Genomic DNA, 13,165 nt, shown 5'->3' with positions numbered 1-13,165 from the left:
GAATTGTTGAACCGTATCATTCTGATCGGTCGGTTGACCCGTGACCCGGAACTTCGTTATACTCCTGCTGGTGTTGCCGTAACACAGTTTACGCTTGCCGTAGACCGTAACTTTACGGGCCAGAACGGTGAACGCGAAGCGGACTTCATCCCGGTAGTAACCTGGAGACAGCTGGCTGAGACCTGTGCCAATTATTTGCGCAAAGGACGTCTGGCAGCCGTAGAAGGACGCATCCAAGTACGGAATTACGAGAATAACGAAGGCAAACGTGTATACGTTACTGAAGTTATTGCTGATAATGTCCGTTTCCTGGAATCCTCGCAAAACCGTGAAGGCGGAAATGCATCAAGCGGCGGTAGTATGCCTGAAGAGCCTGCCTATGGCGGCGGTAACGGCGGTAACAGTGCACGCGGAAATAACAATAATTTCTCGCGCAGCAACAATAATCAAGATCCTTTTTCGGGCGATGGAAAACCGATCGATATATCGGACGATGATTTGCCATTTTAATAAGGAAGGACTGAAAAGAACATGGCTTTCAAACAAAGAGAAGGCGGAGACAACGACAAAAGACCGGCACGTCGTGGTGGACGCAACAAGCGCAAAAAAGTGTGCTACTTCACTGTGAACAAAATTACTCACATTGACTATAAAGACACTGAGCTTCTCAAGAAGTTCATCAGCGAACGCGGAAAGATTTTGCCGCGTCGTGTAACAGGTACAAGTGCAAAATACCAACGCGCTCTGACTATTGCTGTAAAACGCTCGCGTCAAATCGCGCTGCTGCCTTACACAACGGAATAGGACGTTTATGAAGCAGCCGGCATAGCCGGCTGCTTTTTTGCTGTATTCTTGAGCAGATAAACTCTCGCTTAGTAGCGGCCGCTGCAATTGTATATAATAAAAAGAAAATCTTTGGAGGCATGATTATGATCAGTGCAAGCCCTTATGTAATCATTGAAAATGTACGGGAGTCAGTTGAGTATTACCAGAGTATATTCGGCGGAGAAATTAAAGTGCTGAATGAGCATAACGGTAAGCTGTTGCATGCTGATCTGCAGCTGGGCCAGAGCCTGATCCATTTCTCCGATGATTACGGCCGCGGTGCCAAGACTGCGAATGTCAGCATTATTATGGCTCTTGAGAGCGAGGAGGAGCTGAACGGCATCTACGAAAGACTGGTCTCAGACGGCGGTAAAGTCCAGGTGGAGCTGCAAAAAACCTTTTTCGGCGCGCTGCATGGACAAGTATCTGACTGTAAGAATGGAATCACCTGGGTGTTTAATTATTTCTCCGGTAATTGACGTACCTAACAAAATGTAGTAAATTACAGGTATCCTATAACAAAGGGGAAATTTTGATGTCGGTGAGCGTTCTTAACTAGCAATTTCATATCACTTTAAGATAAGCGGCAGCAGGACCAGCATAGGCTGAGGGCTTGCTCTGTTTAGGTATGTGCAATTCATGCCTATCTCTTGTTTGAAGTGGATGATTTAGTTAAGAACACGCGAAGCGTCAACATTGCCTCTTGAACGGCAAATGTTCCTTTGTGATAAACCGTGCTCTTGAGCATGGTTTTTTCTGTTTTCCGGGCATGTATGGGGTGCAGCCGGAGGCTGGAGTACACAAGGGACATTTCTGTTTTAGTGAAGGGCAAGGACTGCATAGTGCAGTCTTTGCCCTTTTTTTGTTACCCGGAAACAGGCGCACCGCCTAATCAAATGATTATTTTAGAGGAGGATTATCAGTGAATCTTGAGAGCCTGCGCACACTTGGTTATGAAGAAATAAAACAGGAGGTTGTACGGTATACAGTCTCTTACGAAGGTAAAAGGCTGGCAGAAGAGCTTGAGCCTATGATTTATATGACGGCAATACACCGTGCACTGGAGGAGACAGAGGAGGCTAAGGAGCTGCTTGAGCGCGGTGCCAGTGTTCCTCTGCCATCACTGGAAGGGATTGAATGGGTTATGTCTCTGATAGGTACGGGATATTTGTTCAGCGAGCAGGATTTGTCGGCGGTTGGCGTCTTCCTGAACAGTTGCGGGCAGCTGCGCAAATACATGGCCTCCAAAGAGCAGAGTGCGCCGCGGATTGCCGCTTACGGGTCTTCACTGCAGGAGCTGCCGGGGCTCCGGGAAGAGATCGGGCGCTGCATCCGGTTCGGCGTGATCGAGACTCAGGCCAGCAGAGGGCTGGAACGGGTACGCAAGCAATTAGCGGTAGCCAAGGACCGGCTGCAGCGCAAGCTGGACAGCATTATGTCGAGGCATCAGTCTATTCTTCAGGAGAATCTGGTCAGTATGCGTGGCGGACGGTATGTAATTCCGGTAAAGCGGGAGTATCACAAGCAGGTGAAGGGAGCTGTATTGGACCAGTCGACAAGCGGGCAGACGGTATTCGTGGAGCCGTATGAAATTGCCGCACTGCAGGGCGAGCTGGAGCTGCTGGCAGCAGATGAGGCAAGGGAGGAGGGCATTATCCTGAGCATGCTGAGCGGACTTGTGGAGCGGGAGCAGGAATCGCTCCGCCTCAATATTGAGGTGACGGGAGTCTATGATTTTATTTTTGCCAAGGCCAAGTATGCACGCTCTTTGAATGCACGTAATGTAGCCCTTAATGACCGGGGGGTGCTGCGCATGAACGGGGGCAGGCATCCTAAGCTGAAGGATATGGTACCGGTCAGCCTTAATTTTGGCCAAAGCTACAAGTCACTGATTGTCACCGGCCCGAATACAGGGGGAAAGACAGTGGTTCTCAAGACACTCGGGCTCCTGAGTGCCATGGTTCAGTCCGGCCTGCTGATCCCTGTCGAGGAGCAAAGTGAATTTACCGTCTTCTCTGATATTGTCAGTGTGATTGGAGACGGACAGAGCCTGACACAGTCGCTGAGCACCTTCTCCGCCCAGATGAAGAGTATTGAAGGCATGCTGCGCTTTGCGGGAAGAGGCGTGCTGCTGCTGATTGATGAGCTGGCTGCAGGTACAGATCCCGGTGAGGGCTTCGCGCTTTCTATTGCTATTCTGGAGGAACTGAGCCGCAAAGGCGCCAATATCGTTGTTACCACCCATTTTAACGAGTTAAAATCATTTGCAGCAGCAGCACCCGGGTTCGAAAACGCGCGGATGGAGTTCGATAAGCACACGCTTCAGCCGCTCTACAAGCTCACCATCGGCGAGGCAGGCGAAAGCTATGCCCTGCAGATTGCCGAAAAGCTGGGTATTCCCCCGGAGGTAATCCGGCGTTCTCACGAGCTTACAGCACAGCAGCGCAGGCCAGAGGTTCCGGAGAGAGCGAGGGCTATTAAGGCGCATAACCGCCATAAACCCCCTCTGGACAGCAAAGAGGAGCCTGTTCAAGGAGATCAGCTGCAGGAGGCTTCGTCTAAAGACAGCAAGGCACTAGGCTCCAGCTTTGAGATTGGAGATGCGGTATATGTCAGCTCAATCAACCGGACAGGAATTGTATATGCCAGGCAGGACAGCATGGGGATCGTCGGCGTAATGGTCCAGAAGGAAAAACTGCGGATTAATCATAAGCGTCTGAAGCCGTATTTATCGAAGGAGGAGCTGTATCCGGAGGATTATGATTTCGACATTATTTTTGAGAGTAAGGAGAACCGGAAAAAGCGCAAGCTGATGCGGAAAAAGCATGTCGAAGGGCTAAGCATTATCCATCCTGAAGAGGAGGTATAGCTCCCCAAAAAACACGGAGACCTGCCTGAAAAGGCAGGTCTTTTTGGATGCAGGGAATAATTTCATAACGGTCATCTCCAATTATTGCCTTCCCATTCTGCTGATTATTCGTTATTCTCTATGTTGTAGCTGATCAAATTCAGGATTTAAAAATTTACGCATTATATGATATATAACTTAATATGGAATGTTTATGAGCTTGGTAAACAACGGTTTTTATAACAATAGAGATTAGAAAACGCTTTCATTAGTGGGTTGTACCTCAGAAAGGAAGAACTACATGTATAAAACCAAAATCGGCACACTGCTGCTGGCGGTGACTTTTATTCTAACGGCATGCAACGGTGCAGGAGGCAAAAGCAGCGATTCCTACGCGGTACGCTACAATAAGGTTGAGGAAAAGGCTGCTCCGGGCGGAATCGTTACTTATGCTTATACGTCTCCGTTTCAGGGGATGTTTGATCCGGCTTTTTTTGAAGGGGAGGATGATTCCAATGTGCTTGATTTTATTACTGAAGCAATGTTCACAGTAAAGGATGATCTGACTACCGTACCCAATATTGCCTCCTGGAAGGAATCAGATGATCACACCGTGTTTACCTTCAAAATCAGGCCGGGCGTACGCTGGCATAACGGTGACGAGCTGACGGTTGAGGACTGGAAGTTTGCGCTTGAGACTATTGCGAGCCCTGACTACACGGGTCCCAGATATTACAGTGTGGAGATGATAAAAGGCGCTGATGCCTATCACCGGGGGGAAACGGATGAATTAACCGGAGTTAAGGTTGTAGACCCTTATACCTTGAAGATTACTGTTAACGCTGCGCGGGTGAATACGATTGACAATTTGTGGCCGTACCCGATGAATAAGAAGTATTATGAAGGCGTCGCGGTTAAGGATATGGCAGACAGTGAACAGGTACGTATGCGGCCGATCGGCATTGGACCCTTCGAGGTGGAAGAGATTCAGCCCGGGCAGCTTGTCCGGATGAAGCGGTTCGATCACTATTACAAAGGCAAAGCGCTGCTGGACGGAGTGAATTATACCGTTGTGGGCGACGGTGAAATGACAGGGTTACTTGAAGCGGGCAGCCTGGATATCGGGACAGTGCCAAGGGATGCTTACACTGCGCTAAAAGAGCTTGATAACATAACGCTGGTGCAGTCGGCGGAATTGTCATACGAATACATAGGCTTCAAATTCGGGCGCTGGGATGAAGCGGCACAGCAGAATGTAATGGACAACCCGAAGTTCGCTGATAAGCGGCTGCGGCAGGCCATGTATTATGCGCTGGACAGAGAAGGCATCATCAACCGCTTCTCATACGGGCTGGGTGAGCTGATTGAAACGCCGGTTCCCAGTACAAGCTGGGCGAAGATACCTGATACCGAGATCAACACCTATCCGTTTGACCCGCAGAAGGCAGAAGCGCTGCTCGAGGAGGCCGGGTATGTTGATATTAATGGTGACGGCTGGCGTGAGGACCCGGAGGGGCAGCCGCTTATCATTCATTATGACGCGATGAGCGGCAGCAAAACCGCTGAGGAACGGACGAAGTCCATTATGCAGGACTGGCGGAATGTCGGGCTTGATGTACGGCTTAACGGCGGCCAGCTGAAGGAGCTGAACCTCTTTTATGAGGCGGTGGAGAACGATGATCCTACAGTTGAACTATTTAACGGGGTCTGGGGGCTGGGCAGTGATCCTGATCCTTCGGGGCTGTGGCGGCAATCCGACCTGTGGAATTATTCCCGGTGGTTCTCTGAGCAGAGCGATGAGCTGATCCGTGAAGGGGTAGAAGCCAAGGCGTACGACAAGGAATACCGGAAGCAGATTTATTATGAATGGCAGCAGCTGATTAATGAAGAGGTCCCGATGATCTTTTTTGCGGAGCGGACGAATATTACAGCAGTCAACAAGCGTCTGCAGGGCGTGAAGGTCAATTCGATCAGCAATATCAATGAGCCGGAAAAATGGTGGATTAAGGAGACTAACTGAGTATAGAGCAGAACCTGAAGTCGCGGCGGCGGAATGCAGCGGGCTGAATGGTTCTTTTTTTTATGAAAAATGAATCAAAACCGGATTTACAGCGTCATATACTTTAGGAATAACCGGCTGCTGCCGTTAAAAATGTCGTTTTTTGTTATTTCTTTTTGAGTGCCAAGTGATTACAATAGAAATATTGTCTGTGTCAAAGCCGATTTCCAGGTTTATTCTATTTTTAGAACGACCCTAATTCCTGAAAGGGGGAACGCTAAGACCGAATGGGGCAGAACGTAACAGCAGCTGAGAGAAGTCCGGACATGAGTGCCCGGTATGACCCGGGCAGGCATTGTAAATAGATTGCAAGCCATCATTATATTCCACCATAAAGAAGGAATTCATTTATGAACATTAAAAAATTAAAAAAACGGTATATTGCCCTTATAACGCTTGCCGTTATTCTGCTGGGAGGCTTTCTGTTCCAGAAGCCGCTTGCGGTGCTGGCTTTTGACCTGTTCCTGTCGGATCAGGTAGAGGCGAAGCTGGAAGAGGAATCTTATGTACCGCTCGTTAAGGATAATACAACAGCAGTTAAGCCTGAACCCGTCGTCTTCAAAAGCGATCCGTTCTCGCTGATGCTGCTCGGTACAGACCAGCGCGGGAATGAAACCGCCCGTTCTGATACGATGATCTATGCCGTTGTCCGTCCGGAGGATTATAAGCTTCTGCTGATATCCATCCCGCGTGATACGTATACTGAGATCATCGGACACAGGGATAACAAAAAGGACAAAATTACGCATGCGTATGCTTTCGGCGGCCAGCAAATGGCAAAGGATACAATGGAGGCCCTGCTTGGGCATGATATTCAGTACTATGCCACAATTAACTTTCAGGGACTGAAGGATGCTGTCGATGCTATTGACGGAGTTCCGCTTCCGATCAAAAAGGATATCGTCAATAAAGGTGCTGATCATGAAAAATTCACCATTGTAGGCGGCAAGTCGAGCTATAACGGTGAAGAAGCGCTTAATTATACCCGCTACCGGGAGGACAGTGATTTCAACCGGACTAAGCGGCAGCAGGTCTTTATTGATGTCGTTGCGAATAAAATGTTATCAATCAGCCAGATTGGTAAAATTCCTGAGCTGCTTGATATTATGGGCGAGAATTTCAAGACGGACATGGAGCCTTCGCTGATCATCAGCCTGGCCAAGAAGTTCATGGGCGGTAAGGACATGGATATCTCCAGCTTTACAGTTATGGGCGAAGGCAAAAAAATTGACGGTGTGTATTATGACATTGTTGATGAAGAAGATCTTAGTGAGGCACAGGCAATGATCGACAACTGGATGAATGCCGGCACACCGGTCAGCCAGCTGATTGAGCCTGGAAAAGCCGAAAATGCGCTAAAGCCGAAGGCTACAGCAACAGCAGAGTAACAGCCCGTAAATTCCATAGAATGATAAAAGCAGCAGCCATGTGTAATGTTACTGGCTGCTGCTTACTGTCTTCGTGGTATAATGAGGTGGAACTACTTGCCGGGTAAAGCGTATTATTACGGGTGCCCTTAGAAGCAGGGTTAATTCCTTCGGAATTCTTTGAGGAGGATCAGGAGATGAATATTGCGTTTTTTTTACTTCCTAAGCAGGAGGTGGCCTGCGTTACGCTGGATTCGACGCTGCGCCAGACTCTGGAGAGGATGGAATATCACCGATATACTGCAGTACCGATTCTGAACAGGAACGGAGAGTATGCCGGTACAGTAACAGAAGGCGATCTGCTCTGGTATATGAAGGATTCAGGCGGGACGGTCACTTTTGAGAATGCTTCCAGATTTCTGCTTAAGGATGTTCCGCTGCGGATGAATAATCTGCCGGTCTCGATTGATGCAGATATGGAAGATCTGATTAATTTGGCCAAGGTGCAGAATTTTGTGCCGGTGGTCGATGATATGAACCGGTTCATCGGTATTGTCCGCCGGAGCCAGATTATTGAATACTGCGAGAAGGTTGTTTCCAGGCAGTCGCAGACACAGGAATCATTGTAAATGATGGACTGCGGAGCAGATTAGAAGCAGACGGCACACCAAGGCCTGTATTTCCGGCGGTATAACGGAATGCGGGCCTTTTTTGAAGACCTGCTTCGGGTCCCCCGTCATTTGCCTCAATCAGCTTCAATGTTAAGGCCCGCTTTGTGATGTTATCCGGAGGGCTGAGGGACTGTGAGCCTTAAGGGGCAGGGGCCTTGTGTGACTGCGAAATATTTATGCTATAATGGAGAATAATGCTTTTTGCCGGAGGTAGAGAGACGTGCCCAATGTGCCTAAGGATCTGGATGTGGCCAAACGCGCCAAGGTAATTGAGTGGTTGAAGACCGAAGTGATTGACCAGGTGTCACGGCTGTTTAAGGCACTCTGGGAAGGCAGTACCGCCAGGGTCGGCGACAGTCTGGCCAGCCTGATTATGAGCTCTTATATACTGGGGCGCCGGCTGGGACTCCCTTACCGTGAGCTTGATGATCTCCTGCTGGATAAGCTGAAGAAGCATAAACAGGAAGGACATCAGCTTGAAGAATGGTACCAGGATATATCTGCACTAGAAGAACATATGCGTAAGAGGTGAAAACTGTTGAAATTCCGCTGGACATCTGTGGCATGGAGCGTTGCATATTTACTGCTGCTGCTATCCTTATCGACTCCGCTGCTAATTATTACTACATTGTTCCTGACTATTCCGGCTGTAGTACTGTTCACAACCCTGAACACTAAACAGTTTATTCTGCATCTGCTGCCCGTTTTGCTGATTGTTGGCTTGATTACACCTATCTATGTGCTGTTAGCGCTCTATTTTCTGATTCCTGCGCTGGTCATGGGGCGATGGTACAAGAAACGCGCCTCGGCACTGTCAACCATCCTTGCCGGCACCATTACGATTCTGGGAGAGTTTTTGCTGCTTCTGGTCGTAGGGGCGGCCCTGTTTAATTTTGACCTGTCCAGCTACGTAACCGACACAGTGGAAATGGTTGCTGCCATGTTTGCTGACCTTGGCACTGGCAACCCGCTCGCAAGCGAGTTTGTCCTTACCTCAAAGGATATAAGTGACATCAGCTTCCGGACCATTCAGGTCATTCCGATCACGCTGATTCTAAGCTCCTTCGTAATGGCGGTTATTACCCATTCCATCGTCCGTCCTATTCTGAACAGTATGGAATATGCGGTTCCAAGGCTGAAGCCTGCACGGGATTGGAAACTTTCAAGATCGTTTATCTGGTATTATCTGATTGGTGTTGTAATCACCTTTATTTTCGGGAATTCAGACAGCGGTTTTATGCCGATGATCAGCGCGAACCTGCTTCCGCTGCTGCAGGCTGTATTCATCATTCAGACGATCGGGTTCATGTTCTTTATCGTCCATAAGCTCAAGTGGAGCAAGGTCGTGGCGATCGTGCTGTCACTGCTGGTGCTCTGGGTGCCGGGACTTTGGATTATCGGTGTGATCGACATTGCGTTCCCGCTGCGGGAGTTTGTGAAGAAATCGAAACGATAGGGTGAGAGGTCATGCCTAAATTTCTGCAAAGACGCTGGCACGGCTATCATACCGTTTGGGCGTTCCTGCTGATGCTGGTCCTTATTATCATCGTCAGCATCTATAACTGGGTTCTGGGTGTAGCCAGCCTGTTTCTGGCAGGCACTCTGTGCTTCTCGATGCTGCAGGCGGAGCTCTCGTTCCGGCGTAATCTGGTGGAGTACATTAACGGGTTGTCCTTCCGGATCAAGCGGGTGGAGGGTGAGGCGGTCAGCCTGCTTCCGCTCGGTATCATCCTGTACAGTGAAGACCGTACTGTGGAATGGCATAACCGCAATGCCAGTGACATCTTCAGCCGCAAAACGCTGGTAGGCGGGGAACTGCAGGAGCTATTGCCGGATATCGTGCCTTCGCTGGCCAGCGGCGGGCCGGTGAAACGTGAAGCTGCCAGGGATATCGGGACACTGAAGGATATCCGGCAGGAAATCAGCGTAGACGACCGGTATTACCAGGCCGTAATTATTCCCAGTGAACGAATGCTGTACTTGTACGATATTACGGAGCTTGTTGTGCTTCGCGAGCGTTATGAGGAAGAGAAGCTGGCCATCGGCATTGTCATGATGGACAATCTTGATGAGGCAGCCCAGGGCATGGATGACCAGCAGCGCACCTCGCTGATTGCCAAGGTGGCCAGCGAGATTACAGAGTGGAGCAAGCAGTTTGAGGTATATCTGCGGAGGCTGTCTTCGGAGCGTTATCTGATGCTGCTCAATCACCGCAGTCTGCAGGCGCTGGAGGAGAGCCGTTTTGTCATCCTTGATGAGGTGCGTGAAATGACAGCCGATCTTAAGGTGCCGATGACGCTGAGCATCGGACTGGCGTACGGCTCCGAATCAGCCAGTGAGCTGGGGGCGCTGGCGCAGTCCAGCCTGGACATGGCGCTGGGACGCGGCGGTGATCAGGCTGCCGTGAAGGCCGGACAGCGACTGTCCTTCTACGGCGGCAAGAGTAATGCTGCCGAGAAGCGGACCAGAGTCCGGGCCAGGGTCATTGCCCATGCGCTGCGCGACCTGATGCAGGAAAGCGACCGGGTGCTGATTATGGGCCACCGTACGCCCGATATAGATGCTATAGGCGCTTCAATCGGGCTGCTTAAGGCAGCACAGATGTACAATGTGGAAGCAAGCATCGTCTTGGAAGGGCCCAATCCTTCCATTACCCGGATGATGGAGCAGATCAAGCGGGACGAGGAGCTGCACCGGAGCTTTATCAGCACAGAGCAGGCACTGCAGATTATGACGGAGCACACGCTGCTTATCGTTGTGGATACCCATAAGGCTTCTATGACAATGGAGCCCCGGCTTGTGCAGTATGCCAGCCGGATCGTTGTGGTGGACCATCACCGGCGGGGTGAGGAATTTATCAATGATGCCGTGCTGGTCTATCTGGAGCCTTACGCCTCTTCAACCTGCGAGCTGGTAACAGAGCTGCTGCAGTATATCCACGACAAAATTAAGCTAACCCCGCTGGAGGCGACGATGCTGCTGGCTGGAATTACAGTCGATACGAAGCATTTTGCCCTCCATACCGGATCGCGTACCTTTGAGGCGGCAGGCTTCCTGCGGCGGATCGGTGCCGATACGATTCTGATTCAGCGTATGCTGAAGGAGGATCTTCAGGAGTATATCTCCAAAGCCGAAATCATTAAGCATGCGCGGATGGTCTATGATCACATAGCGCTGGTTGTAACTGCACCCGGGATGAAAATTCCGCAGCTGCTTATTGCCCAGACTGCAGATACTCTGCTCGGCATGACGAATGTTGTGGCATCCTTTGTCATCAGCGAGCGGCCTGACGGCCTGATCGGCATCAGTGCCCGTTCACTCGGCAGAATGAATGTGCAGGTTGTAATGGAAAAGCTGGGCGGCGGCGGGCATCTGTCCAACGCGGCTGTGCAGCTTGAAGGAACATGCAAGGAAGCAGAGGCCAGACTGCTGGAAGTGCTGGCTGAAATTGAAGCGAAAGAGGGGCTGTTCGAATGAAGGTCATTTTCTTAAAGGATGTTAAGGGTCAAGGCAAAAAGGGACAGGTTAAAGAGGTATCAGAAGGCTATGCAACAAACTTCCTGCTGCCGCGCGGACTCGTGCGTCCGGCTACCGACGGTAATGTAAAGACACTGGAGAACCAGGCTGCTGCTGAGCTGCGCAAGAAGGAGCAGGAGAAAGAGGAAGCTGTACAGCTGGGCAAGAAGCTGGACGAGCTGACCTTGACGCTGAAAGCGAAATCAGGTGAAGGCGGCCGTCTGTTCGGGGCAATTACCAGCAAGCAGATTGCTGAGACACTGGCGGCTACACAGGGCATCGTTATTGATAAACGCAAGATTGAGCTGAGTGATCCGATCCGCCATGTCGGCAAATTCCAGATTCATGTGAAGCTGCATACTGAAGTAAAGGCTAACCTCACGGTTCAGGTAACGGAGGAGTAGAATGGGCGGAGATCTCTTTTTCGATCGGATTCCCCCGCAGAACCTGGAAGCGGAGCAGGCTGTACTAGGTGCTGTTCTGCTGAATGATGAAGCGCTGATTACCGCGATGGAGCGGGTGAACACCGAAGACTTCTACGACAAACCGCATCAGATGATCTTTGAGGCGATGGTGCAGCTCGGAGAAGAGAGCCAGCCGATTGACCTGATTACACTGACCTCCCGGCTTCAGGATAAGGGAGAGCTTGAGGATATCGGCGGTGTCAGCTATTTGGCTAAGCTGGCCCATGCAGTGCCGACTGCAGCCAATGTGGACTATTATGCACAGATCATCGAAGAAAAGGCGATGCTGCGGCGGCTTATCCGTACAGCGACTCAGATTGTCAGCGAGGGCTATACCGGCGGCGAGGATGTAGGCATCATGCTGAGCGATGCCGAGCGGCGCATCCTGGAAATCTCCAACCGGCGCAGCGGCAGCGGCTTCATTGCTATCCGCGATGTAGTAATGGAGGTATTTGACCGGGTGGAGCTGCTCCATCAGAATAAAGGCGGTACCTCGGGGATTCCAAGCGGCTTCGTTGACCTTGACCATATGACCAACGGCTTTCAGCGCAATGACCTGATTATCGTTGCTGCGCGTCCTTCTGTCGGCAAGACGGCATTTGCACTGAATATATGCCAGAATGTAGCGGTCCGGGCCAAAGAGACTGTTGCGATTTTCAGTCTGGAAATGTCGGCGGCGCAGCTGGTCCAGCGTATGATCTGTGCTGAAGCTAATCTGGATGCGAATATTATGCGTACCGGTGAGTTCAAGAATGATGATGACTGGTCGAAGCTGACGATGGGCATACAGGCCCTGGGCGAGTCGGAAATTTACATTGATGATACCCCCGGGATTACAGTTACGGACATCCGCGCGAAATGCCGCAGGCTGAAGAAGGAAAAAGGCCTTGGCATGATCGTCATCGATTACCTGCAGCTGATTCAGGGCCGCGGTAAGGCAGGCGAGAACCGCCAGCAGGAGGTCTCTGAAATATCCCGTACCCTGAAGCAGATCGCCCGTGAGCTGGATGTTCCGGTTATTGCCCTCTCCCAGCTCAGCCGCGGTGTGGAGCAGCGTCAGGATAAGCGTCCGATGATGAGTGACCTTCGTGAATCCGGTTCGATTGAGCAGGATGCCGATATCGTAGCCTTCCTGTACCGTGATGACTACTATAACCAGGACACGGAGAAGAAGAATATTATCGAAATTATTATTGCCAAGCAGCGTAACGGCCCGGTAGGCACGGTAGAGCTTGTATTCCTGAAGAACTTTAACAAGTTCGTCAACTACGAGCGGGCACACGCCGAACCGTTTGCAGGTTAGGCAAATTAAGCACAATATCCGAACGATCATACATTTCATTGTGTGATCGTTCGTTTTTATTTGACTTTAAAAAGTACCGCTGTTACACTGGTTATTGTGCTTTAGCGGGTTA

12 protein-coding genes are annotated in these 13,165 nt (G+C 50.5%); all 12 read left to right on the top strand.

Annotation, left to right across the window (positions count from 1 at the left end; all coding sequences use genetic code 11):
- Window positions 1–3: 3 nt before the first annotated feature.
- The 12 genes from ssb to dnaB all read left to right on the top strand — a co-directional run bounded on the left by ssb (window position 4) and on the right by dnaB (window position 13,053).
- Window positions 4–510, top strand: coding sequence for a single-stranded DNA-binding protein (gene ssb / locus BN3772_RS07170; protein ID WP_042198216.1), 507 nt, complete (start codon window positions 4–6; stop codon window positions 508–510).
- 21 nt (window positions 511–531) lie between these two features.
- Window positions 532–804: a 30S ribosomal protein S18 gene (gene rpsR / locus BN3772_RS07165; protein ID WP_019914552.1), complete on the top strand. Its 273-nt coding sequence runs from the start codon at window positions 532–534 to the stop codon at window positions 802–804.
- Window positions 805–929: 125 nt separating this feature from the next.
- Window positions 930–1,304: a VOC family protein gene (locus BN3772_RS07160; protein ID WP_042198214.1), complete on the top strand. Its 375-nt coding sequence runs from the start codon at window positions 930–932 to the stop codon at window positions 1,302–1,304.
- Between the two features lie 443 nt (window positions 1,305–1,747).
- Window positions 1,748–3,694 (top strand): endonuclease MutS2, encoded by a 1,947-nt coding sequence (locus tag BN3772_RS07155; RefSeq protein ID WP_042198212.1) that lies wholly within the window; start codon window positions 1,748–1,750, stop codon window positions 3,692–3,694.
- Between the two features lie 280 nt (window positions 3,695–3,974).
- Entirely contained in the window at window positions 3,975–5,693 is a 1,719-nt protein-coding gene (gene opp4A, locus BN3772_RS07150; protein WP_042198209.1) for an oligopeptide ABC transporter substrate-binding protein, read from the top strand.
- A gap of 389 nt (window positions 5,694–6,082) precedes the next feature.
- On the top strand, window positions 6,083–7,120 hold the full coding sequence (locus tag BN3772_RS07145) for an LCP family protein (protein WP_042198207.1): 1,038 nt from the start codon (window positions 6,083–6,085) through the stop codon (window positions 7,118–7,120).
- 176 nt (window positions 7,121–7,296) lie between these two features.
- Complete coding sequence (locus BN3772_RS07140; RefSeq protein WP_042198204.1) at window positions 7,297–7,728, top strand: CBS domain-containing protein; 432 nt, start codon at window positions 7,297–7,299, stop codon at window positions 7,726–7,728.
- Window positions 7,729–7,999: 271 nt separating this feature from the next.
- On the top strand, window positions 8,000–8,302 hold the full coding sequence (locus BN3772_RS07135) for a MazG-like family protein (RefSeq protein ID WP_209443626.1): 303 nt from the start codon (window positions 8,000–8,002) through the stop codon (window positions 8,300–8,302).
- A gap of 6 nt (window positions 8,303–8,308) precedes the next feature.
- The gene (locus BN3772_RS07130) at window positions 8,309–9,226 is read left to right on the top strand and encodes a DUF2232 domain-containing protein (protein WP_042198200.1); all 918 of its coding nucleotides are present in this window, start codon (window positions 8,309–8,311) and stop codon (window positions 9,224–9,226) included.
- Between the two features lie 11 nt (window positions 9,227–9,237).
- Window positions 9,238–11,247, top strand: coding sequence for a DHH family phosphoesterase (locus BN3772_RS07125; RefSeq protein WP_042198197.1), 2,010 nt, complete (start codon window positions 9,238–9,240; stop codon window positions 11,245–11,247).
- Complete coding sequence (gene rplI, locus BN3772_RS07120; protein ID WP_042198195.1) at window positions 11,244–11,690, top strand: 50S ribosomal protein L9; 447 nt, start codon at window positions 11,244–11,246, stop codon at window positions 11,688–11,690. The genes BN3772_RS07125 and rplI overlap by 4 nt, the downstream gene beginning before the upstream one ends.
- 1 nt (window position 11,691) lies before the next feature.
- Window positions 11,692–13,053 carry a replicative DNA helicase gene (gene dnaB, locus BN3772_RS07115; RefSeq protein ID WP_042198193.1) on the top strand — a complete coding sequence of 454 codons (1,362 nt, stop codon included), beginning with the start codon at window positions 11,692–11,694 and terminating at the stop codon, window positions 13,051–13,053.
- Window positions 13,054–13,165 lie beyond the last annotated feature (112 nt).

The sequence above is a fragment of the Paenibacillus camerounensis genome, assembly GCF_000723885.1.
Classification (GTDB): Bacteria; Bacillota; Bacilli; order Paenibacillales; family Paenibacillaceae; genus Paenibacillus_AQ; species Paenibacillus_AQ camerounensis.
Note: the sequence above shows the minus strand (reverse complement) of the source record. Positions and strands in the feature narration are given on the sequence as shown.